This is a genomic window from Stenotrophomonas sp. 10N36 (assembly GCF_056395005.1).
The window spans coordinates 45,575-66,767 of sequence record NZ_JBFTIS010000015.1 but is presented as its reverse complement, the minus strand read 5'-3'; the positions used below and the strand labels follow the sequence as shown (position 1 = coordinate 66,767).

The following is a 21,193-nucleotide window of genomic DNA, read 5'->3' as shown; positions in this document are numbered from 1 at the left end:
GGATGAACATCGGGGGGCAACGGGGCGCTGGCACATCCGCGCGTTCGCTGGGGTTGGGGCTCGCGCTGGCACCCATGCCCGCGATGGCGTCTGACTTCCCGGGCATGCTGACGGTGTTCGTCGGATTGCCGTTGCTGCTTGTGGCAACGCTGGTGCTGGCGGTGCTGCTCATCTTCCGCCGCCACGGCTGGGCGCGCGCACTCGGCATACTGTGTGGCGTGCCTGTGCTGCTCGGTGGCGTGTACATCGCCTGCGTGGACACGTGGCGATTCTGGCCCAGCGTGGGGCACAACGAGTTCGGCTTCAGACTGGTCATCATCCTGGGCTGCGCGCTGTTGTGGCTGTGCGTGCTTGCGCTCCTGTGGCTGTTCTGGAAGACCCCGCCACGCCGGACCACACCCCAGTACCCCTGATCCTCATTCTCAGTGGAGACAACAATGGCAGATCCTTACAACAGCGGACCTCGGAGTCCGCCCGCACTGCGGCTGGACGATTCGATGGTCACCACGGCAATGGAATTGCCCGGCTTCCGCGTTGTGCGCAGTCTGGGCGTGGTGCGCGGCATCACGGTGCGCTCGCGTTCCATCGTGGGCAATTTTCTGGGCGGATTGCAGACGATCTTTGGTGGCAACATCACCATCTACACCGAACTGTGCGAACAGGCCCGGGAAGAGACCTACCGCGACATGGCCAAGCACGCGCGGATGCTGGGGGCGAACGCGATCATCGCGATGCGCTATGACGCTACCGATGTGATGACCGGTCTTACCGAGGTGCTGTGTTATGGCACGGCGGTGGTTGTGGAGCCTGTGCGGTTGTAGCACCGGATCATGCGTCGGCAGATGACGGGTGGGTTGGCGCCCCGTCATCCCATCCCGGCGTTAGCTGTTCTTCGAATAGAGGGTAATTACATATCGCGCTATGTAGATCGCCCGCTCCATCACCTCATGAAAGCTGTTGGCATACTCGGGCATCTCGTGACCGAGTTCCACGATCTCCAACTCGCCTTCGGCGTTTTTAACGTGTGGATCCAGCAGGATGAACTCGGGTTGATGATGGGGCGGTCCAGACAGTTGGATGGTTCCCTCCAGTCGACTCCATACGTCGTCTGCCATCTCGCCTGTCTGGTCATCGAGTACCTCACGCCAAAGAGCGGCCTGATCTGAGTGATGTTCTCCAAAGTGGGTAATGAGATCCACCGGCAGAAGAGTATTTATGATCGCGCCGGGAACGAAGAAACCATTCGCCACACGAAGAAATGACTTATAGCTCGAAGGTAGCGCAAGGCCGAGACGTTGCTCGGCTTCCTGGATCTGCTCTTCTGTGGCAGGTGGCATGCCAAGCCAGCGCGCTTCGCCGGCAATGATGGACGCTGCAAGGGCTGCCATTGGGTGGTGAGGATGCTTCCGAATGAAAGGTCCCATCCTAACTTCCAATGAAGGGTATCCATGAAGAACGTCCAGCTCAGCAAGACAGACCTCGTTGAGCTCGTGAAGTAGCTCGGTCCACATTTGGTGGTCCACGCGATTGGTGCTCCTTGTTGATGCAACGGTGGACACGGATCTTTTGTTCTTCAAATTCCAACTGTCGCCCTTCCGGGCTATTCAACTACTTTCACCCAGAAATCCTCTCCTTCAAGTACGCGCGCAGTAAGGCAAAGGAACGTGCCGAGTCGCCTGCCAACTTTCTGGTTGTCCGCACCTAGAATGTACTTGACGGACATTGAAGTTTCAGGGACAACCGAAGCTCCTTGGTTTGTCGACGCGAATGGGTACTCGTCACAGTTGAGCCCGGCTGCTGCACCGCCCGGGAATCTGGCTTCACACAGCTTCCCTGAGGCATTGCGATTTGCATCATTCAGCGTTTTATTCTGCGTGCGTGTCAACGGCGTTCCCCGCACACCGGGGTTCTCATGCCACCTTCCTATGGCCATCGGAAGTGTCGATTGAGCGACTTGGATATGCGTAGCAGATTCGTCGGTCTCTGAATCGCTCAGGCTCACGTCGAACACCGCAGGGTAATCCGTGAATCGGCATCCCGAGCTTCCACTTCGCGACAACTTATCGCACCGTAGCTGCGGCGCCACCATCTGTATGGGAGTTTCGTCGACGTTGAATCGCGTTAGCACAAGTTGGGTGTTCTGACTGGTTTTTCCGTTTTCGCTATCGAAGCCAAGTGCTGCAGTGAAGTCATAGGACCCAGGACCGGCTAGGGTCTGAGGTTGGAACTGCTGCTTTTCGGTGCAACTGCCGCAGTACACATCCGGTGCCACCACGAGGCCCGCCATCGCGTTTCCTTCGACGGCATCGAAAACTACGCGAACGCGATGATTCCATGCATTTCGGTTGTCTGGGACGGAAACATAGTCGTACATGGTTACGTTCGCGGTCTCGTTGATTCCAGTGTCAGGGTTGCGGGAGCTGTACACCGCGGTCCGCTTCACGCAGTAGTGCTTCCGCGAACCAGTCGCTTCTTCCTCATCCTTGTCGGTCGCATCCTTGCACGCCTCCTCGAAGGACATCTCCGGATTCTGCAGGCTGTGCTCGTACTGCCGGAGCTCGTCCAGCGTCATGCTGGCGACCATCTCCGCATCGGTGGGACAGCCTTCTTCATCCTGCGCATAGGCAGGCAATGCGAACAGCGCGACCGCCAAAGCCAACGGAGTGAGCTTCATGTATTGCTCCTGGAAGTTGGATGCGTCGCTGCATCCGGTATCCCGGTGTTACGCCTGCTCAAGGCGCTTCGATGTAGGGAAACTGCACGGCGTGCGCGAAGCGTGACGCTCCGTCGGCGGCGCCTGTGCCGCACTGCACGCTTGGCAGCTAGAAAGTGTGTGGGCTGCACGGCGGCATGACGATCCGTCACTGTCAGCGCGTGTCGCGATCAGCCGCTTCATGCGCGTTCCAATCAGAATCGGCGGTAGGGACGTGCATGCCGAAACCGTGCTGCCACGTCCTGCGCCGCCGTTGAAACCGGCCGCGATCTATCCGATAGTGTCCCGGCCACGCACCTGCCCCGGCGCGTTGGACATTCTCCAAACGGACGAGGTGGAATGCATGCGGCGGTTGATCATTGTCGGAATTGCAGCCCTGCTGCTGGTCTCACTGGCGTCCGATGCCAAGCCGCCGGTGGCGAAACAGGACACGGCCCAACAAGCCCTCACGGCGTGGCTGACCGCCTTCAACAACGCCGATGGCGACGCCCTGCGCGCGGTGCGCGAGACGTACAGCATGCGCTCCAATAGCCAGGCCGACCTGGAGTTCCGCAAGGACACCGGCGCCTTGCAGATCCTCGAAGCCAGGCCGGGCAAGCCAGGCACGGCGCAGGTACTGGTGCTGCCAACGGTGAATGACCGCGCGATGCTCGTCACCGCGACCGTCGACCCCACATCAGGCGCGACCACGCTCCAGTTCGAAGGCGCCGAAACGCCGCCCCGGTTCGCGCCCAAGCGTGTGCCCGAAGCCGCCCTCCTGGCCGAGGCGACGACCCGGCTCGACGCATTGCTGGCGTCGGACGAGGTGGCCGGTGCCTTCCTGGTCGCCAGGAACGGCGCCGTGCGCATGCAGTGGCAGGGTGGCCTGGCCGACCGCCAGCGTGCGCTGGCCGTCTCCCCCGACACGCGGTTCCGCCTGGCCTCGTTGAACAAGATGTTCACTGCCGTGGCGATCCTGCAGCTTGAGCAAGCGGGCAAGCTGACCCTCGATGATTCCCTGGGCAAACACCTGCCCAACTACCCGAACCGTACGGTGGCCGATGCAGTCACGCTGCGCCAGCTGCTGAACCACACCAGTGGGCTCGGCGACATTTTCGGCGAGAAGGCCAGCAGCAATGCCGCTGCGCTGCGCACCCTGCACGATTATTGGGCGGTGTTCGCTGACGAGCCGCTGGCCTTCCCGCCGGGCAGCAAGGACCAGTACGCGAACTACGCCTACATTCTGCTGGGCTCGGTGATCGAGGCGGTGTCGGGCCAGTCTTACTACGACTATGTGGATACCCACGTCTACCGGGTTGCGGGCATGACCGCGACCGGTTCGCTGCCGGAGTCGACACCGGTCCCGGCACGGGCGAACGCGTACACCCGGGTGGACGGGAAATGGACGCTGGAAACGGCGTCGCTGCCCTGGCGCGGCACCTCGGCGGGCGGCGGCTACAGCACCGTGGGCGACCTGCTGAAGTTCGGCGAGGCACTGCGCACGGGAAAGCTGCTGGCTCCGCGTGCATTGGCCGCAGCCACCGCGCCGCAGAACACCATGGCCTGGTATGGCTATGGCTTCATGGTGCGTGGCCAGGGCAGGGAGCGTGTGTATGGGCACGAAGGCGGGGCACCCGGTGCGAACGCGGTGTTCTATGTGCTTCCCGAGCAGGGCTATGTACTGGTGGGGTTGAGCAACGTGGATCCGGAGGCGATGGGCAATGTGGTCAACTTCGTGGCCAACCGGCTTCCCTTGTGAGCGTACTCGCGCGGACACAGGCGGCAGCACGGTGAGTGCGTATCCCGCGGCTGCGAACCTGGGCAGGCATCTCGCTCGGTTGTATGTGGGCCTTTTGGCCTGCCTGCCGCTGCCGGCGCTGGCGTCGGATTTCACCGGCCTGCTCACCGGCATGACGCTGCTGCTGCTCGCCGTCACCCTGGTGGTGCTGCTGCCCTTGCTGCTGGTCCGCCGTCACGCCTGGGTGCGGTGGCTGGGCACGTTCGTAGGCGTGGGCGTATTGCTGATTGGCCTTGGCACCGCGGGCGTGGATACCTGGCGGCTGGTGGCCCGGACCAAGGCGGCCGACGTGCTGTCGGTGGGCACCGGCCTGCTGCTGCTCTACCTGCTGCTATGGCTGGCCATTGCCTACACGACGTACCGTCTTCAGCGCAGGCCGCCCGGACCGGGCACGCGCCAGCGCTGACGATACGCGCAGCGTATCGCCACGGCACGCAACAGGTATTGGCGGCGCACCCCGTCGCTGCCCGATGCTGTGCGGATGACAACATCGAATCACGTTTCCTTCGACGGCCAGGTGGGTCTGGTGACCGGCGCGGCCAGTGGGCTGGGTCTGGCCTATAGCCGCCTGCTGGCCCAGCGCGGCGCACAGGTGGTGATGCACGACGTGGGCGCCGGGCTGGATGGCACGGGCCACGACCCGCAGCGGATTGCCCGCACGGTCGCACTGTTGCGCGAGGGCGGGCTGGGCGTGCATGCGGCACACGGCAACATCGACAATCGCGCCGACTGCCAGGCCTTGGTCGCCGCGATCCTGCAGCACCACGGCCGGCTGGATTTCATCATCCACAACGCCGGTTGGGTGGAGTACCAGCCGATCGAGGCGCTGGATGACGACCACTTCGACCGCATGATGACGCTCGCTGCCAAGACGCCGCTGTGGCTGGCCGAGGCCGCGTGGCCGTCGATGCAGGCCAATCGCCATGGGCGCATCGTGCTCACCACGTCCGACCGTGCGTTGTACCCACAGTATGTGCAGAAGGGGCTGGCGGCCTATGCGGCGGCCAAGCTGGCGGCGGTGGGCATCGTGAACGTGCTGGCCGCCGAAGGCGCAGCGCACGGCATCGTGGTCAACGCGGTGTCGCCGGTGGCCAAGACCCGCATGTGGGGCGTGGAAGGCGAGCCGGACGAGCTGCACCCGGACGCGGTGGCGCCGGGCGTGGCGTTCCTGGTGTCCCGTGCATGCGTGGACGGCGGCTGGATCCTGCGGGCGAGCAATGGCCAGTTCCACGCCACGCGCAGCACCGAGGCCGACGGCGTGGCGTATCCGCGCGACCTGCGTGCGGTGCGTGCCGGCAGCATCGAGGACATTGCCGGGCAATGGCCGGCGATTGCACCGACGGTGGCGGAACCACGCTGACGGCCGTGCTGCGGCGAGATCGTGTACCAGCCCATCAAGGGTGAGGACGCGCGCTTCGCGCTTGAGCTGTGCACGCGCGCTGCGGTGCCGTCATCGGCACTGCAGCCGTTCATGGCCGCCGCCGACGCAGCGCCGGCATGCGTGCGGCGCGACGTTGCTAAAGACAGGCGCGCAGATGCTCGATCGTGCGGAACACATCGGTGATGGTCTCCAGGCCTTCCCCGCGCAGCAGATGGGTGGTGTCCGGGCCATCGGCACCGCTGGCCAGCAGCACGAACTGGTTGGCCGGGTCCGGTTGATGGACCAGGCCGTACAGCGCACGCCGATCCAGGTAGCGCTCCTGCGGGTTGCCCAAGGTGCCGCGCGCGGGCACGTTTGCCAGCTGCGCCATCGTGGGTGGGGTGCGGTCCAGGTAATCGTAGAACTCCACGATCGGCGCACCCTCGCTGATCTCCAGCACGTACAGCGCATGGTAATGGTCGTCCACCTGCATCGAGACAACGTCACCGGCGCGCCAGCGCGTGAGTGATTTCTGCAGGCCGGGGCGTCGTGCCGGCATCACCGGTGCGCTTCGCAGCAGCCGGGCGATGTCCGGGCTTTTGCGGTAGAAGTGATCACTCAGGGCCACCGCCTTGTTCAGGGCCTTGATCGCGATGAGCGCGTTGGCCGTCAATGCGGCGGACTGGATGCCCTGTTGATGTAGAGCGGTGGCCAGGGCCAACGCGGTGGTATGGCGGTACAGTGGCGTGGCGACTGTGTCGTCGCTGTCCAGGATGCACCGCCAGCGCGTCAACAGGGTCGCGACAATGCCCGCCCCGATGGCCGCCTGGGTGAGCGCGGCAGGATCGGAACCGGAGCGCGCGCGACGCACGCAGTGCTTCACGTCAAGTTCGATGGCATCCACCAGATCGCCGCCGGCGAGCTGCTGGAGAATGCTGCGATGGGTGATCGACATGAACGGGTCCGGTCCGTGGAAGGCGCGACAGCATAGCCCGCGCACTGGCCGTAGCGCTGTGCGGTTCAGCGGTACGCACGTAGCCAATGGAGGGTGCGGAACACGTCGCTGACGGTGTACTTCCAGTCGGCGCGAAGCAGGTGGCTGTTGTCCGGCCCTTCGGCGGCGCTGGCGAGCAGAACAAACTGGTGCGCTGGATCCGGTTGGTGGACCAGGCCGTACAGGGCCAGACGATGCAGGTAGGCGTCCTTCGGGTCGCGCGAGGTGCCGCGCGCGGGTAGCGTGGCCAGCACGCCCAAGGTGGGCGCGACAGGGCTGAGGTAGTCGTAGAACTCCACCACCGGTGCACCCTGGTTGGCGCTCAGCACATAGAACGCATGGTACTGGCCGTCCACGTGCACCGAGGCGATGTCACCGGCGCGCCATTGGGTGAAGGACTTCTGCATGCCCGGGCGGCGTGCCGGCATCACCGGTTCGCGTTGCAACAGGCTGGCGATCTCCGCGCTCTTGCGGTGGAAGTGATCGCTCAAGGCCACCGCGTCGTTCAAGGCGCTGATCGCCGCGAGGGCCTGGGCGGTCAGGGTGGGCGAGGCGAACCCCTGCTGGTGCAGTGCGATGGCCAGTGCCAGTGCGGTCGTGTGGCGGTACAGCGGAGTGGTGATGCTGTCGCCGCTCTCCAGGATGCACTGCCAGCGCAGCATCAGGGTAGGAATGACCTCCGCGCCGATCTCGGTCGGATCGCGCGCGGCCTTGTCCGGGGCAAGGCGCGCCCATAGCGCACAGCGCTTCACGTCCGCTTCGATGGCCTCCACCAGTTCGCCGCCAGCCAAGTGGTTGAGCACGCTGCGGTGGGTGATGGTCATGGTGGCCTTTCGGTGTGCAGGCCGGACAGTCTAACGGGTGCGTTTGATCCAGGCGCGCACGGCCAGCGCCACCAGGCCGGCAAAGACCACCCACGACACTACATCGAAGATGCCATCGCCGAGCAGAGCGCTCACCAGCCCGAGCAGGCTGGCCAGGGCGATCCAGGCCGGGGCAACGAACGGGCTGCGCGGGGTGGAGGAGGGCCGGCTCATTCGGCTGCTCCGTTGCGTGCGGCGCGTTCGATCTCATTCACGCGCGCGTCGGTGTTGCCGCGCTTGAACCACAGGTACAGGCCGCTGATGAGTACGCCGATTGTGAGCAGATCCAGCAGCGCCCACAGCACCTTCAACGGCAGCTTGCCGTAGTCACCGAAGTGCAGCGGCTGGCTGAGCAGCAGCACGCTCATGTAGAGCGGCAGCTGCGGCTGCGCGGTGAGCGCGCCGGTCTGCGCGTCGATCAGCACCGGGCGGTACAGGCGCTCGGTGAGAGCGCTGTTGCCCTGCATGAACACGCCATAGTGGTGGTTGCCGCTGTAGCCGGTGCCGGGGAAGCTGACGAAGGCCGGGCGCATGCCCGGTTCGGCGGCGCGCGCGGTGTCCACCGCGGCCTGCAGCGAAGCCAACGTGGTGGGGCGTGGCTGACCGGCGTAGCGCGCGGCGAATTCGCCGAGCTGTTCGCCTTGCCAGGCCTGTTCGAGCGGCTTGGCGATGGTGTTGATCGCCCCGGTGATGCCCACTACCAACGCCCAGCCCAGAGTGACGATGCCGAGCACGTTGTGCAGGTCCAGCCAGGCCAGCCGGCGGCTGCGTCCGGTGCGCAGGGTGCCGAATGGCTGCTTGCGCATGAACGGGCCATACAGCACCAGGCCCGAGATGATGGCCACGGCGAACAGCAGGCCCATCGCGCCCATGAACAGCATGCCGGGCAGGCCCAGGAACAGGTCGGTGTGCAGGCGGTACAGGAAGTACATCACCCCTTCGTTGAACTGCGCAGCGGGCAGTACCTCGCCGCTGATCGCATGCAGCAGCGCAGTCTGCATCTGCGGCGGTGGGGTGTCGGCGCGTGTACCGGTGTTGACGTACACGGTGGGCGCGTCCGGGTCCCAGCCGACGAACAGCGGCACGTTGCCCGGATACTGCGCCAACGCGGTGCGCACCTGTGCGTCGAGATCGCGCGGGGCGGCATCGGTGGCCGGTGCGTCCACATGCGGTTCGGCCAGATGGGCGATCTCCTCGCCGAACACCAGCGGCAGGCCGGTCAGGCACAACAGCAGCAGGAACACGGTGCAGACCAGGCTGGTCCACTTGTGCACGAGGAACCAGGCTTTGAGGGTGGATCGTTGCATTCGGCTGGCGCAGGGCTGGCGGGGGTGCGGGCGATGGTACGGGATGCAGCCGGCGCGGTCAGCGCCGCGGGCGCGGAGCAGGCGGCGACGGCGCGGCGTTGAACAGGTGCTCGGCCATGAAGTCGATGAACACCCGCAGGCGCGCGCTGGGCTGTCGCGTGCCCGGCCACAGCAGTGAGAACTGGCCGGGCTGCCGCGGCTGGTCGGGCAGCAGCGCCCGCAGCCGGCCGTCGGCCAGCGCGTCGGCGGCCAGGAAGTCGGGCATCCACGCCACGCCCAGCCCACCCATGGCGGCGGCCAGCAGGGCCTCCATGTTGTTGCAGGTCATCACCGTGGCCAGCGCGGCGCCGGCATCGCCCTCGTGCCCGGGCAGCAACCACGGCTGCAGCTTGCCTGTGGTGGGGTAGCGGAAGCGCACCGCCGGATGCGTTGCCAGCTGCGCCAGCGTGGCCGGTTCCCCGTGCGCATGCAGGTGCGCCGGCGCGGCGCACAGCACGAAGTGGAACGGTCCCAGGCGGCGCGCCATCAGGCTGGAGTCGGCCAGTTCACCGCTGCGGATCACCACGTCCAGCCCTTCGCTGACCACATCGACCAGGCGGTCATTGAAGTCCAGCTCCAGCTGCACGTCCGGGTAGCGTTGCCGGAACAGCGGCAACAGCGGCAGCAGGAAACGGTAGCCAATGGTGGGCAGGCCCACCCGCAGCAGGCCGCGGGGCGATTGCTGGCGTTGGGCCAGGTCGGCCTGCACATCGGACAGTTCATCCAGCGCGCGTCGGCAGCGCTGCAGCAGCAGCTCGCCTTCTTCGGTGAGGTGCACCCGCCGCGTGGTGCGCTGGAACAGGCGCACGCCGAGTTGCTGCTCCAGGCGCGCAATGCGCTTGCCCACGGTAGAGGGTGACAGGCCCAGGCTGCGGGCAGCGCCGACGAAGCTGGCGGTTTCGGCGGTGCGGACGAAGGCGAGCAGGGCGGTAAGCGAATCCATGGGGGCGATGATTGCGGAACAAACGTCCGTAATCAAATGCCATCGCCGGCGTTTTTACCGGATAGACGCCGCTGTATCGTCAATTTCCCCCTGCTGTCTGGAACCACCATGTATCTGTTGTCCCGTGATGACCTGCGCCGCGATCCGCGCTGGGGCGTGCTGGCGGTGTGTCTGGTGGCGCTCGCGCTGCCGCTGTCGTTCTCGGCCGGTGCGGTGGCGGTGCCGGCGCTGGCCGGCCGGTTCCAGGGCGCGCCAAGCGCGCTGGCATGGGTCACCAACGCCTTCATGCTCAGCTTCGGCAGCCTGCTGCTGGCCGCCGGGGGGCTGGCGGACCGGTGGGGTCGCCGCCGGCTGTTCCTGTGCGGCAGTGCGGGCTTCGCACTGGCGACGTTGGCGGTGTGCCTGGCCGCGGACCTGCGCGCGCTGGACCTGGCGCGTGGCGTCCAGGGTGTGGCGGCCGCCGCCGCGTTGGCGTCGGGCAGTGCGGCGTTGGCGCAGCGTTTTGAGGGCCATGCGCGTACGCGGGTGTTCGCGCTGATGGGCACGATGTTCGGGGTGGGGCTGGCGCTGGGGCCGCTGCTGGCCGGCCTGCTGCTGCAGACGCTGGGCTGGCGCGCGGTGTTTGCCAGTGGTGGGGTGCTGGCGCTGGCCGGCTGGGCGCTGGCCTTGCGCCACCTGGACGAGAGCCGCGGCCCGCCGGTGCGCCTGGACGTGGCCGGCATGCTCTGCTTCAGCCTGATGCTGGCCGCGCTGACGGTGATGCTGCTGGTGCTGGCCGAGCACGGGGTGGGGTCGCCACAGGTGATTGGCGCGGCGCTGGCCACGCTGCTGTTGCTGGTGCTGTTCGTGCGGGTGGAAGCACGTGCGCGGCCGCCGCTGCTGGATCTGTCGCTGTTCGCGCAGCGCCGCTTCCTGGGCGTGCAGCTGCTGCCGGTGGCCACCTGCCTGGGCTATGTAGTGTTGTTGGTGGTCCTGCCGTTGCACCTGCTCGGGGTGCAGGGTCAGTCGCCGAGCCGGGTGGGTCTGCAGATGCTGGCGTTGTCGGCGCCGATGCTGGTGCTGCCGATGCTGGCAGCCGGCTGGTCGCGACAGGTGGGCGCGGCGCGGTTGTGCGTGCTGGGGCTGCTGGTGTGTGCGGCGGGGTTGTATGCGCTGTCACGCCAGGTGCTGCACGCACCACCCGCGCAGTGGTGGCCGGCGCTGCTGCTGATCGGCGCGGGCACCGCGCTGCCGTGGGGGCTGATGGATGGTTTGTCGGTGAGCGTGGTACCGGTGCAGCGCGCGGGCATGGCCGCGGGGATCTTCGGGACGGTGCGGGTGGCCGGCGAGGGCATCGCGCTGGCTGCGGTTACTGCATTGCTGGCGATGCTGGTGGCGCAGCGGTTGGCGGTGGACAGCGGGTTGCCGGCCGCCACGCTGGCGCGGGCCGGCGCCTACCTGGCCACCGGGTCGCTGGCGCAGGCCACCGCACTGCTACCGGGCCTGCCGCCGCAGGCGCTGCAGCAGGCCAGCAGCGAGGCGCTGGTGGCGCTGCTGCGCGGGCTGGCCGTGCTCACCGCCGGCAGCGCGCTGCTGGTGCATGCGCTGCTGGGGCGATCGCCGGCACCCGCGGCGATCAGAACCGGTAGCTGATCGTACCGGTGACCGTGCGCGGGTTGCCGGTGAAGCAGTCACCGAAGTTGCGGCACGGCGCGAAGTATTTCTTGTCGGTGAGGTTGGTGATGTTCAGCGCCATGGTCCAGTCGGTGACCTGCACTTCGAACAGGCCGTCGACCAGCGTGTAGCTGGGGGTGCGGATGAAACCGCCGTAGCCCAGCGACTGGGTGTTGCCGACATAGCGGCCGCCCACGCCCACGCGCAGGCGCGCGTCGGCATCGAGCTTGAAGCCCTTGGCGATCCACAGCGAGCTCAGCTCCTGCGGGGTGTCGTTGAGGCGCTGGTCCACTTCCATGGCGAAGTTGCTCTTGGTGACTTCGGCCTTGTTGCGCGCGTAGGCGGCGGTGATGGTGAGGTCGTTGGCGAAGGAGAACTGGCCTTCCAGTTCGACGCCCTTGGACTGGATTTCGCCGGTCTGGATGACGTTGAGCACGTTGTCCGGATCGTTGGTCTGGCGGTTGGTTTCGGTGATGCGGTAGAGCGAGGCGGTGACCAGCACGGCGCGCGCCGGCTGCCACTTCACACCCGCTTCGGTCTGGTGGCCCTGCATCGGCTTGAACGCGCGGCCGTACAGGTCCTGGCCGTTGACCGGCAGAAACGACTCGCTGTAGCTGATGTACGGCGATACGCCCGCGCCGATATCGCCGATCAGGCCGGCGCGGTAGGTGGTGGCGTTGTCGGTCTGGCTGGCCAGGCTTTCGGTCTTGCTGCGCGCATGGTCACGGCGCGCGCCGAGCACCAGCGAGACGCGGTCGGCCCAGCGGATCTGGTCCTGCACGTAAACGCCCAACTGGGTGGTGCGCTGGTTGGGCAGGCGGTTCCAGCCGTTGATGGTCACCCCGATGGAAACCGGTGCGTAGATATCGATCGGGGTCGGGGTGGCATCCAGGCTCAGCGATTCCTCGCGGTAGTCGGTGTAGTCCACGCCGGCCAGCAGCAGGTGCTGGAACGCGCCGGTGGCCACGTCGAACTGCAGCGCGGTGTCGCTGGTCAGCACGCGCACGTCCGGGCGCACGCCGTAAGCGTTGCGGTTGACCACGCGCTTGTCGGCATCGATGAACGGGTCGGTCGGGTTGGTGTAGGTGTCCGGGTACAGCTCGCGGAATTCGGTCTTGCCGTCCAGGTAACGCACCGAGGAGCGCAGGCTGACGGTGTCGTTGAAGGCGTGGTCGAACAACGCGGTGAGGCTGTACACGCGCGAATCGAGCGTGTCGAAATCGCGGTCGCCCAGGAAGGTCGACGGGTCCAGGCGCGGTCGGCCGGCCGGCGCGTTCAGGGTGGCCACCACCGGCAGGAACTGCTGGCTGGAGGCGGTCTCGTCATGCTGGTAGCTGGCCAGCAGGGTGAGCGTGCTGCGCTCGCCGCGCCAGCTGATCGACGGGGCGATATACACGCGGTCGTCGTCGACGCCGTCGGTCTGCATGCCCGCGTTGCGGACCAGGCCGACCACGCGGCCGGCCACGGTGCCAGCGTCGTTGAGGCTGCCGCCGATGTCGCCCTGGAACTGCTTGCGGTCGAAGTTGCCCAGTTGCACGCCCAGCTCACCGCCGATGTCGGTGAAGGTGGGGCGCTTGGTCATGGCGTTGATGATGCCGCCGGTGGCGCCGGCGCCGTACAGCACCGACGACGGGCCGCGCAGTACTTCCACCCGCTCCAGGCCATACACCTCGGTGCGTGCCATCGGGTTGAAGCCGTAGCTGCGGCGCAGGCCGTCTAGGTACTGCACCGGGTCCAGGCCGCGCACGGTGCTGCCGTCGCTGCGGGTGTCCAGGCCGTAGGCATCGGCGGTGACACCGGCGCTGTAGCGCAGCGTTTCCTGCAGGTTGTGCGCGCCCCGGTCGGTGAACAGCTCGCGGGTTACCACGCTGATCGCCTGCGGGGTCTGGGTCAGCGGGGTGTCGGTCTTGGTGGCGGTGCTGGCGCGCTCGGCCACCACGCTCACTGCGTCCAGGGTACGTGCGGCGCTGGCGTCCTGGGCCTGGGCGATGGCCGAGGCCAGCAGGGTGGGGGTGGCCAGCGACAACAGCAACAGGGTGCGGGAACGGGGCAGGGCGGGCATCGGGGTGGTCCGGGCAGGCAGGTGGCGACGGATTATCCGGATGGCCTATTGCGAATACAAATGATTCTCAAACTGAACCGATGGGGGTGTCGTCAGTGCAGGGCGTCGGCCACGCAGCGGATGCTCAGCCAGGCACCGCCGTCCGGACTGGCGTCGGTACGCAGGCGGAACCCATGCAGGCCGACGATCGCCGCCACGATCGACAGCCCCAGCCCGAAGCCTTCGCCATGCCCGGCCGCGGCGTTGCCGCGGAAGAAGCGCTGGTAGACCAGGGTGCGGTCCTGCGGGGCGATACCCGGGCCGTTGTCGATGACATCGATACGGGTGGCGCCGCCTTCGTCCACCGCGCGCAGCAGGATGCGTCCGTGTTCGGGGGTGAAGCGCAACGCGTTGGATAGCAGGTTGGCCAGTGCCTCGAACAGCAGTTCGCGGTCGCCGCTCACCGGCGCCAGCGACGGTGCGATTTCCAGTGCCAGTACCTGCTGCTTCTCTTCGGCCAGGGGCAGGTAGAACTGATGCACCTCCTGCAGCAGGTCGGCCACGTCGATGTCGATGAAGGCCGAGCGGCGTTGGTGGCTTTCCAGTTCCGACACGCGCAGCAGCGCCGCGAAGCGCGCCATCAGCAGGTCGGTTTCCAGCAGCGCCTTGTCGATCTGGTCTGCATGCGGGTCGTGTTCGTCCAGCGCTACCCGGGTGCGGTACAGGTGGGCGCGCAGCCGGGTGAGCGGCGTGCGCAGGTCGTGCGCGATGCTGTCGCACACCCCTTTGACCTCGGTCATCAGCTGCTCGATGCGCTCGAGCATGGCGTTGACGATGCTGGACAGGCGGTCGATCTCATCGCGCCGGTCCGACACCGGCAGGCGCTGCCCCAGATCACCGGCGACGATGCGGTTGGTGGCCGCCTCGATCTGCTGGATGCGCTTCAGCGGGCGCCGCCGCAGGATGTGCCACCCGGCCAGCCCGGGAATGACCGTGAGCGACACGCCCCACAGCAGGGCGTCCAGGATGATGCTGTTGACCGCGGTCAGCTTGCCGTTCTGGCGGACGAACACCAGCACCCGGCCGTCGTGGGTGGCCACGCCGAGCGCGCTGCCCGGTTCATCGCGCTTGCCCGTGGCCAGCACCCAGCCGTCCACCGGATGCGAGCGGCCGTCGACGGGCAGCCCGGCCGGCACGGCCACCAGCGGGCCGGCCAGCGGTTGGCCGGCGGCAGTGAACAGGCCGTAGGCGTACACCTGGTGGAGGTCGTAGCGGAGGCTGTCGCGCAAGGCGTCATCCAGCGCCGGGCCCTCGAAGGTCATGAACAGGTGCGCGCGCTGCTGCAGGCCCGATTCGGACAGGTCGTTGAGATAGTCGGAGATGCGCCAGTACATCACCCCGAGCAGCATGCTCGACCAAGCCACGAACAGGATGCAGTACAGGCCCAGCAGGCGGCTGCTGGAGGAGCGCCATTGCTCAGGGGTGTGGGTCGAGGACATAGCCGGTTCCGCGTACGGTCTTGATCGGCTGCTCGCGGCCGGGATGTTCGATGCGCTTGCGCACCCGCCCGATGTGCACGTCGATCAGGTTGGTGCCAGGGTCGAAGTGGTAGCCCCACACTTCCTGGAACAGCATGCTGCGGGTGACCACCTGGCCGGCGTTGCGGACCAGGAATTCCAGCAGTTTGAACTCGGTGGGCAGCAGCGCGATCTCCTGCCCGGCGCGGCGCACCGAGCGGGTCATCAGGTCCAGTTCCAGGTCGCCGGCGCGCAGCACGTTGTCGGCGACGCTGGCCTGGCCATGGCGGCGGATCAGCACTTCCACCCGCGCGGACATTTCATCGGAGGCGAACGGTTTGGTGAGGTAGTCGTCGCCGCCCGCGCGCAACCCGCGCACGCGTTCGTCCACGTCGGACAACGCGCTGATCATCAGCACCGGGGTGGTGATGCCGTCACGCCGCAATGCCGTGACCAGCGCCAGGCCGTCGATGCCGGGCAACATGCGGTCCAGCGTGATCACCGCGTAGTCGCCGCGACGCGCCATCGCCAGGCCGGTGTCGCCGTCGGCCACCAGGTCCACCTCGAAGCCGTGGCTGCGCAGTTCGGTGGCGATTTCCTCGGCGGTGACAAGGTCGTCCTCGATGGTGAGTACGCGCGGCATGGGCCACTTTGAAGGCTGGGTCCCGCGCATCGTCGCAACCGGGGGCAGCCACTGCAAATGAAAAATGTTTCATGCGTTCTTCGCTGGATCACGCTGCTGCGTCTTCTATATTCGGCCCCGTGGAACCCCGCTGCGGCCCTGGCCGGGCGTGTCCACACAGGACGTCTGCCTTGGGTATCGACGTCCCCGGGCCGTGCGCCGTTGCAGTGGCGGCACGCCCAGCGCTTCCCCCACGCCTGGAACCCCGCACCCGATGATCCCCACGTATTCCTCCTCCCCGGCCTTTGGCCGGCCGTCGCCCCGGGCCTGGCGCGCGCCCTGGCTCGCCGTCGGCATGGCCACCCTGCTGGTGGCATGCGGCAAGGACGCACCCAAGGCGGCGTCCGCCGCGCCGGAGGTGAGCGTGCTGACCCTGCAGGCCCAGCCGCTGGCGCTGGAGCAGGAGCTGCCGGGGCGCACGGTGGCCTCGCAGGAATCGGAGGTGCGCCCGCAGGTGGACGGGGTGCTGGTGGCGCGGCTGTTCGAGCAGGGCCAGATGGTGCGGGCCGGGCAACCGTTGTTCCAGATCGAACCGGCGCTGTACCAGGCCGCGCTGAACGAGGCCCAGGCCAACGTGAAGACCGCCGAAGCCACGGCGGTGGCCGCGCGCCTGCGCGCGCAGCGGCTGCAGGCGCTGGGCAAGGACCAGCTGGCTGCCCGCCAGGACGTGGACGACGCGATCGCCAGCGGGCAGCAGGCGGCTGCGGCGGTGCAGGCGGCGCAGGCCGCGCGCGATACCGCCCGTACCCGGCTGGGCTTTGCCACGGTGACCGCGCCGATCGCCGGCCGCATCGGCCGCGCGCTGTTCACCCCGGGCGCGCTGGTCACCTCCGGCCAGGCCGAACCGTTGGCGCGGATCCAGCAGGTGGACCCGATGAACGTGGACATCACCCAGTCCAGCAACGAATACCTGGCGCTGCGCCGGGCGATTGCCGAGGGCGGTGTGCAGGCCAGTACCGCGCCGGTGCGGCTGCGCCTGTCCGACGGCACCGACTACCCGCTGCCGGGCACGCTGGAATTTGCCGACATCGATGTCGAGCAGGCCACCGGCAGCATCACCCTGCGCGCGCAGTTCCCCAACCCGGCCGGCCAACTGCTGCCGGGCATGTACGTGCGTGGCCAGGTGGGCCAGGGCATCCGCCAGCAGGCGCTGCTGGTGCCGCAGGCGGCGGTGGACCGCAGCCCCAAGGGCGACGCGCAGGCGTGGGTGGTGGACGCCGATGGCAAGGCGCGGTTGCGCGTGTTCCGCACCGCCCGCGCGGTGGGCAACCAATGGCTGGTGCTGGATGGCATCGCGGCCGGCGAACGGGTGGTGGTGGCCGGCGCGCAGGGCCTGGCCGACGGCATGCCGGTACGGGTGAAGCCTGCCGCCGCCCCCGCCGGGAAGGGCTGAGCGCATGCTGCCGCGCTTCTTCATCCATCGCCCGGTGTTCGCCTGGGTGCTGGCGATCTGCATCATGGCGCTCGGCGCGATTGCAGTGACCCAGCTGCCCGTGGAGCAGTATCCGGACATCGCCCCGCCGCAGGTCAACATCACCGCCAACTACACCGGCGCCTCGGCGCAGACCGTGGAAGACAGCGTTACCCAGGTGATCGAACAGCAGATCAAGGGCATCGACCACCTGCTGTATTTTTCCTCCACCAGTTCGTCCTCGGGCCAGGCGCGCATCACGGTCACCTTCGACCAGCGCGCCAATCCGGACATCGCCCAGGTGCAGGTGCAGAACAGCGTCAACCAGGCCATCAACCGGCTGCCGCAGGAAGTGCAGCAGCAGGGCGTGACGGTGGCCAAGTCGCAGGGCGATGCGTTGATGGTGGTGTCGCTGTACGACACCAGCCGGCGCATGGAACGCGTGGACGTATCCGACTTCCTGGTCAGTAACGTGCAGGACCCGATCAGCCGCATTCCGGGCGTGGGCGAGATCAACGTGTTCGGTGCGCAGTACGCCATGCGCATCTGGCTGGACCCGCACAAGCTGCGTGCCTTCAACCTGATGCCCGCCGATGTGCGCAGCGCCATCGAAGCGCAGAACACGCAGGTGACCGCCGGTGAACTGGGCGCGTTGCCGGCCGCGCCCACGCAGGGCCTCACGGCCACGGTCACCGCGCAGTCGCGGTTGCAGACCCCCGAACAGTTCCGCGCGATCATCCTGCGCACGCTGCCCAGTGGCGCGGCGGTGCACCTGGCCGACGTGGCGCGGGTGGAGATCGGTGCGGAGAATTACCAGACCAGCAGCTACCTCAACGGCTACCCGGCGGCGGGCTTCTCGGTGACGCTGGCCTCCGGTGCGAACGCGCTGGAAACCGCCGACGCGGTACGCGCCACCCTCGAGAAACTGCGCCCGGGCTTCCCGCCCGGGGTGCAGGTGGCCTACCCGCGCGACAGCACGCCGTTCGTGCGGGTCTCCATCGAGGGAGTGATCCACACGCTCATCGAGGCCATCGTGCTGGTGGTGATCGTGATGTTCCTGTTCCTGCAGAACGTGCGTGCCACGCTGATTCCGGCGATCACCGTGCCGGTGGTGCTGCTGGGCACGTTCGGCGTGCTGGCGGTGGCCGGCTTCACCATCAACACGCTCACCCTGTTTGCGATGGTGCTGGCGATCGGCTTGCTGGTGGACGATGCCATCGTGGTGGTGGAGAACGTGGAGCGCATCATCCACGAGGAACACCTGCCGCCGCGCGAAGCCACCGAAAAATCCATGGGCGAGATCACCGGCGCGCTGGTTGGCATCACCGTGGTGCTGGGGGCGGTGTTCCTGCCGATGGCGTTGTTCGGCGGTTCCACCGGCATCATCTACCGGCAGTTCTCGATCACCATTGCCTCGGCGATGGCGCTGTCGGCGTTGGTCGCGCTGACCCTGACGCCTGCGCTGTGCGCCACGCTGCTCAAACCATCGGCGGCACAGAAACCGCCGGGCCGCTTCTTTGCGTGGTTCAACCGCGGCGTGGAGCGCGGCCAGGACGGGTACCGGCGGCGGCTGGGCGGCGTGGTGGCCGCGCCCAAGCGCTGGATGGCGTTTTACGTGTTGGTGATCGTGGCCATGGTGGCCCTGTACGCACGCATGCCCACCGGCTTCCTGCCGGTGGAAGACCAGGGCCAGGTGATGTTCCAGTTTTCAACCCCGGAAGGCACGCCGATGGCGCGCACCGAGGCGCTGGGCGCGCAGATCAGCCAGTACTTCCAGCAGAACGAAAAGCAGAACCTGGAAGCGGCGTTCGTGGTGGTGGGGCGCAACAATGCCGGCACCGGGCAGAATGCCGGGCAGGGCTTCCTGGCGCTCAAGCCGTGGGGCGAGCGCGATGGTGACAACACCGCCGCGGCGATCATCGCGCGGGCCAACGCGCATTTCCGCGGGCTGGCCGATGCCAAGGTCAACGTGCTGGCCCCGCCGGCAGTGCGTGGGCTGGGTCAGTCCAGCGGTTTCGAACTGTGGCTGCAGGACAGCAGCGCCGCCGGGCGCGCTGCGTTGCAGGCCGCGCAGCAGCGGGTGGTGGGCGCGGCCAACCAGGACGACGCGCTCAGCTCGGTGCGCTTGAACGGGCTGGGCGACAAGGCCGAACTGCACCTGGACATCGACCACGCCCAGGCCAGTGCGCTGGGGCTGGCGCAGGCCGACATCAACAGCACGCTGGCCGCGGCCTGGGGCGGTACCTACGTCAACGACTTCCTCGACCGTGGCCGGGTCAAACGCGTCTACCTGCAGGGCGATCAGCCCTACCGCAGCGTGCCCGACGACATCGGCCAGTGGTACGTGCGCGGCAGTGACGGGCAGATGGCGTCCTTCGCCAGTTTCGCCAGCAGCCACTGGGCGCGCGGCCCGCAGCTGCAGCAGCGCTTCAACGGCCTGCCGGCAATGGAAATCCAGGGCAGCGCCGCAGAAGGACGCAGTTCCGGCGAGGCGATGCAGCGCATGCAGGCGCTGGTGGCCGCCGAACCCGGTTTCGAGCTGCAATGGAGCGGGCTGTCCTACCAGGAGCAGCTGTCGAGCAACCAGACGCTGTGGCTGTATGCAGCGTCGATCGCCTTCATTTTCCTGTGCCTGGCGGCGCTCTACGAGAGCTGGACGGTGCCGGTGGCCGTGCTGCTGGTGATTCCGTTGGGCGTGCTGGGTACCGTGCTGGCTACCACGGCGGCCGGGTTCGTCAATGACATCTACTTCCAGGTGGGCCTGCTCACCACGATCGGGTTGTCGGCCAAGAACGCCATCCTGATCGTGGAATTTGCCGAGGCCCGGTACCGCGCCGGCAGTTCGGCGGTGGACGCGGCGCTGCAGGGCGCGCGCCTGCGCCTGCGGCCGATCGTGATGACGTCGCTGGCGTTCATCGCCGGCGTCATTCCGCTGGCCCTGGCCACCGGCGCCGGTGCGGTCAGCCGCCGCGAGATCGGCATGAGCGTGATTGGCGGCATGCTGTCGGGCACGCTGCTGGCGATCGTGCTGGTGCCGCTGTTCTTCGTGCTGGTGCGGGGGCTGGGCAGGCCCGCGCCGACCGCGTAACCGGCGCGGCGCGGCCGTCACATGGCTGTCGTACCGGCCTCACCTGGCCTATGCCGGGGCGCCGGTAACGTGACACCTCCCCGTCCCCCACGGAGACATGCCATGTGGTTGCTTGACCGACTCTGGCCCGCACGCCCGGCCCCTGAGGCCGCTACGCCCCCGCCGTTGCCCGATGCCGCCCAGCGCAGACTGCTGCTGAAGCGGCCTGCACGCGCGGGCCGCACCCGCATGGCGCCCTGGCAGAAAGTGGGCACCCCGGCGCGGCGACGCAGTCACTGAGCCGGCGGCCGGTCGGCGGGGTGGTTGACCCCGTCGCTCACCGGCACCTCGCCCAGCGCATACGGATTGATCCCGTCCAGGCAGCCCAGGTTGTAGCCGTACTCGTCCGGCGATGAGCGCCGCTGGTGATGGGTGTAGATGCCGCAGGTGCCGCAGAACCAGTGCTTGGCCACGTGCGTGTTGAACTGGTAGAGCCGCAGCGCGTGCTCGCCTTCGATGACCTCCAGGTCGGCCAGCTTCACCGACCCGACGATGGCGCCCTTGCGCCGGCACAGCGAGCAGTCGCACCGCCGCGGCGACAGCACGCCGTCGGGCAGGTGCAGGCGCAGGACCACCGCGCCGCAGTGGCAACGGGCCAGGTGGTGGCGCTGGATCGGCACCCCGCCGATGGAATGAATACCGGGCATCGCAAGCGCCTCCTGTGCGCAATGGGGACGCCGCCAGTATGCCGCCGGCCCAAGCTGAACAGGCGGACATGTAACCCACACCGCGGTTGTGGCTAACTAGCGCCCCCGAACCAACGATG

Annotated in this window: 19 protein-coding genes; 8 read left to right on the top strand and 11 right to left on the bottom strand. The window is 67.5% G+C overall.

Annotated features, from left to right (window positions below):
* Nucleotides 1–83 precede the first annotated feature (83 nt).
* Both AC1DCJ_RS14555 and AC1DCJ_RS14550 read left to right on the top strand, forming a co-directional pair.
* Nucleotides 84–413 (top strand): hypothetical protein, encoded by a 330-nt coding sequence (locus AC1DCJ_RS14555; RefSeq protein WP_478071274.1) that lies wholly within the window; start codon nt 84–86, stop codon nt 411–413.
* A gap of 24 nt (nt 414–437) precedes the next feature.
* A complete protein-coding gene (locus tag AC1DCJ_RS14550; protein ID WP_038690053.1) occupies nt 438–821 on the top strand; it encodes a YbjQ family protein in 384 nt (127 codons plus the stop codon).
* 60 nt (nt 822–881) lie between these two features.
* Here AC1DCJ_RS14550 and AC1DCJ_RS14545 read toward each other — a convergent pair whose 3' ends face one another.
* Together AC1DCJ_RS14545 and AC1DCJ_RS14540 are read right to left on the bottom strand one after the other, a co-directional pair.
* On the bottom strand, nt 882–1,388 hold the full coding sequence (locus tag AC1DCJ_RS14545) for an SMI1/KNR4 family protein (protein WP_478071273.1): 507 nt from the start codon (nt 1,386–1,388) through the stop codon (nt 882–884).
* 212 nt (nt 1,389–1,600) lie between these two features.
* Entirely contained in the window at nt 1,601–2,674 is a 1,074-nt protein-coding gene (locus AC1DCJ_RS14540; RefSeq protein ID WP_478071272.1) for a NucA/NucB deoxyribonuclease domain-containing protein, read from the bottom strand.
* 253 nt (nt 2,675–2,927) lie between these two features.
* Between AC1DCJ_RS14540 and AC1DCJ_RS14535 the strand changes: the two genes are divergently transcribed.
* From AC1DCJ_RS14535 to AC1DCJ_RS14525, 3 genes are all read left to right on the top strand, one after another.
* Nucleotides 2,928–4,451, top strand: a complete 1,524-nt coding sequence (locus AC1DCJ_RS14535) for a serine hydrolase domain-containing protein (RefSeq protein WP_478071271.1) — start codon at nt 2,928–2,930, stop codon at nt 4,449–4,451.
* A gap of 31 nt (nt 4,452–4,482) precedes the next feature.
* Entirely contained in the window at nt 4,483–4,896 is a 414-nt protein-coding gene (locus AC1DCJ_RS14530; RefSeq protein ID WP_478071270.1) for a hypothetical protein, read from the top strand.
* A gap of 75 nt (nt 4,897–4,971) precedes the next feature.
* The gene (locus AC1DCJ_RS14525; RefSeq protein WP_478071269.1) at nt 4,972–5,850 is read left to right on the top strand and encodes an SDR family NAD(P)-dependent oxidoreductase; all 879 of its coding nucleotides are present in this window, start codon (nt 4,972–4,974) and stop codon (nt 5,848–5,850) included.
* 157 nt (nt 5,851–6,007) lie between these two features.
* Here AC1DCJ_RS14525 and AC1DCJ_RS14520 read toward each other — a convergent pair whose 3' ends face one another.
* The 5 genes from AC1DCJ_RS14520 to AC1DCJ_RS14500 all read right to left on the bottom strand — a co-directional run bounded on the left by AC1DCJ_RS14520 (nt 6,008) and on the right by AC1DCJ_RS14500 (nt 9,996).
* Nucleotides 6,008–6,805: a hypothetical protein gene (locus AC1DCJ_RS14520; RefSeq protein ID WP_478071268.1), complete on the bottom strand. Its 798-nt coding sequence runs from the start codon at nt 6,803–6,805 to the stop codon at nt 6,008–6,010.
* A 65-nt stretch (nt 6,806–6,870) separates the two neighbouring features.
* Nucleotides 6,871–7,668 carry a hypothetical protein gene (locus AC1DCJ_RS14515; RefSeq protein WP_478071267.1) on the bottom strand — a complete coding sequence of 266 codons (798 nt, stop codon included), beginning with the start codon at nt 7,666–7,668 and terminating at the stop codon, nt 6,871–6,873.
* A gap of 30 nt (nt 7,669–7,698) precedes the next feature.
* Complete coding sequence (locus AC1DCJ_RS14510; RefSeq protein WP_478071266.1) at nt 7,699–7,881, bottom strand: hypothetical protein; 183 nt, start codon at nt 7,879–7,881, stop codon at nt 7,699–7,701.
* The gene (locus tag AC1DCJ_RS14505) at nt 7,878–9,014 is read right to left on the bottom strand and encodes a PepSY-associated TM helix domain-containing protein (protein WP_478071265.1); all 1,137 of its coding nucleotides are present in this window, start codon (nt 9,012–9,014) and stop codon (nt 7,878–7,880) included. Before AC1DCJ_RS14505 ends, AC1DCJ_RS14510 begins: the two co-directional genes overlap by 4 nt.
* A gap of 58 nt (nt 9,015–9,072) precedes the next feature.
* Nucleotides 9,073–9,996, bottom strand: a complete 924-nt coding sequence (locus AC1DCJ_RS14500; RefSeq protein ID WP_320490631.1) for a LysR family transcriptional regulator — start codon at nt 9,994–9,996, stop codon at nt 9,073–9,075.
* 108 nt (nt 9,997–10,104) lie between these two features.
* On the opposite strand from AC1DCJ_RS14500, the gene AC1DCJ_RS14495 reads away from it, so the two are divergent.
* Nucleotides 10,105–11,628, top strand: a complete 1,524-nt coding sequence (locus tag AC1DCJ_RS14495; RefSeq protein ID WP_478071264.1) for an MFS transporter — start codon at nt 10,105–10,107, stop codon at nt 11,626–11,628.
* Here AC1DCJ_RS14495 and AC1DCJ_RS14490 read toward each other — a convergent pair.
* From AC1DCJ_RS14490 to AC1DCJ_RS14480, 3 genes are all read right to left on the bottom strand, one after another.
* On the bottom strand, nt 11,612–13,711 hold the full coding sequence (locus AC1DCJ_RS14490) for a TonB-dependent siderophore receptor (RefSeq protein WP_478071263.1): 2,100 nt from the start codon (nt 13,709–13,711) through the stop codon (nt 11,612–11,614). The genes AC1DCJ_RS14495 and AC1DCJ_RS14490 overlap by 17 nt on opposite strands.
* A gap of 92 nt (nt 13,712–13,803) precedes the next feature.
* The gene (locus AC1DCJ_RS14485; protein WP_478071262.1) at nt 13,804–15,189 is read right to left on the bottom strand and encodes a sensor histidine kinase; all 1,386 of its coding nucleotides are present in this window, start codon (nt 15,187–15,189) and stop codon (nt 13,804–13,806) included.
* A complete protein-coding gene (locus AC1DCJ_RS14480; protein WP_354287172.1) occupies nt 15,167–15,850 on the bottom strand; it encodes a response regulator transcription factor in 684 nt (227 codons plus the stop codon). The genes AC1DCJ_RS14485 and AC1DCJ_RS14480 overlap by 23 nt, the downstream gene beginning before the upstream one ends.
* A gap of 334 nt (nt 15,851–16,184) precedes the next feature.
* Between AC1DCJ_RS14480 and AC1DCJ_RS14475 the strand changes: the two genes are divergently transcribed.
* On the top strand, nt 16,185–17,282 hold the full coding sequence (locus AC1DCJ_RS14475; RefSeq protein WP_478071261.1) for an efflux RND transporter periplasmic adaptor subunit: 1,098 nt from the start codon (nt 16,185–16,187) through the stop codon (nt 17,280–17,282).
* A gap of 4 nt (nt 17,283–17,286) precedes the next feature.
* A complete protein-coding gene (locus tag AC1DCJ_RS14470) occupies nt 17,287–20,388 on the top strand; it encodes an efflux RND transporter permease subunit (protein WP_478071260.1) in 3,102 nt (1,033 codons plus the stop codon).
* Between the two features lie 272 nt (nt 20,389–20,660).
* Here AC1DCJ_RS14470 and AC1DCJ_RS14465 read toward each other — a convergent pair whose 3' ends face one another.
* Nucleotides 20,661–21,074: a GFA family protein gene (locus AC1DCJ_RS14465; RefSeq protein ID WP_137188768.1), complete on the bottom strand. Its 414-nt coding sequence runs from the start codon at nt 21,072–21,074 to the stop codon at nt 20,661–20,663.
* Nucleotides 21,075–21,193 lie beyond the last annotated feature (119 nt).

What these genes read in the sequence shown, in the direction of transcription:
- AC1DCJ_RS14555 (WP_478071274.1), top strand. Translation starts at nt 84, where the DNA reads ATGGCGTCTGACTTCCCGGGCATGCTGACGGTGTTCGTCGGATTGCCG.
- AC1DCJ_RS14550 (WP_038690053.1), top strand. Translation starts at nt 438, where the DNA reads ATGGCAGATCCTTACAACAGCGGACCTCGGAGTCCGCCCGCACTGCGG.
- AC1DCJ_RS14545 (WP_478071273.1), bottom strand. Translation starts at nt 1,388, where the DNA reads ATGGCAGCCCTTGCAGCGTCCATCATTGCCGGCGAAGCGCGCTGGCTT.
- AC1DCJ_RS14540 (WP_478071272.1), bottom strand. Translation starts at nt 2,674, where the DNA reads ATGAAGCTCACTCCGTTGGCTTTGGCGGTCGCGCTGTTCGCATTGCCT.
- AC1DCJ_RS14525 (WP_478071269.1), top strand. Translation starts at nt 4,972, where the DNA reads ATGACAACATCGAATCACGTTTCCTTCGACGGCCAGGTGGGTCTGGTG.
- AC1DCJ_RS14520 (WP_478071268.1), bottom strand. Translation starts at nt 6,805, where the DNA reads ATGTCGATCACCCATCGCAGCATTCTCCAGCAGCTCGCCGGCGGCGAT.
- AC1DCJ_RS14515 (WP_478071267.1), bottom strand. Translation starts at nt 7,668, where the DNA reads ATGACCATCACCCACCGCAGCGTGCTCAACCACTTGGCTGGCGGCGAA.
- AC1DCJ_RS14510 (WP_478071266.1), bottom strand. Translation starts at nt 7,881, where the DNA reads ATGAGCCGGCCCTCCTCCACCCCGCGCAGCCCGTTCGTTGCCCCGGCC.
- AC1DCJ_RS14505 (WP_478071265.1), bottom strand. Translation starts at nt 9,014, where the DNA reads ATGCAACGATCCACCCTCAAAGCCTGGTTCCTCGTGCACAAGTGGACC.
- AC1DCJ_RS14500 (WP_320490631.1), bottom strand. Translation starts at nt 9,996, where the DNA reads ATGGATTCGCTTACCGCCCTGCTCGCCTTCGTCCGCACCGCCGAAACC.
- AC1DCJ_RS14495 (WP_478071264.1), top strand. Translation starts at nt 10,105, where the DNA reads ATGTATCTGTTGTCCCGTGATGACCTGCGCCGCGATCCGCGCTGGGGC.
- AC1DCJ_RS14490 (WP_478071263.1), bottom strand. Translation starts at nt 13,711, where the DNA reads ATGCCCGCCCTGCCCCGTTCCCGCACCCTGTTGCTGTTGTCGCTGGCC.
- AC1DCJ_RS14485 (WP_478071262.1), bottom strand. Translation starts at nt 15,189, where the DNA reads ATGTCCTCGACCCACACCCCTGAGCAATGGCGCTCCTCCAGCAGCCGC.
- AC1DCJ_RS14480 (WP_354287172.1), bottom strand. Translation starts at nt 15,850, where the DNA reads ATGCCGCGCGTACTCACCATCGAGGACGACCTTGTCACCGCCGAGGAA.
- AC1DCJ_RS14475 (WP_478071261.1), top strand. Translation starts at nt 16,185, where the DNA reads ATGGCCACCCTGCTGGTGGCATGCGGCAAGGACGCACCCAAGGCGGCG.
- AC1DCJ_RS14470 (WP_478071260.1), top strand. Translation starts at nt 17,287, where the DNA reads ATGCTGCCGCGCTTCTTCATCCATCGCCCGGTGTTCGCCTGGGTGCTG.
- AC1DCJ_RS14465 (WP_137188768.1), bottom strand. Translation starts at nt 21,074, where the DNA reads ATGCCCGGTATTCATTCCATCGGCGGGGTGCCGATCCAGCGCCACCAC.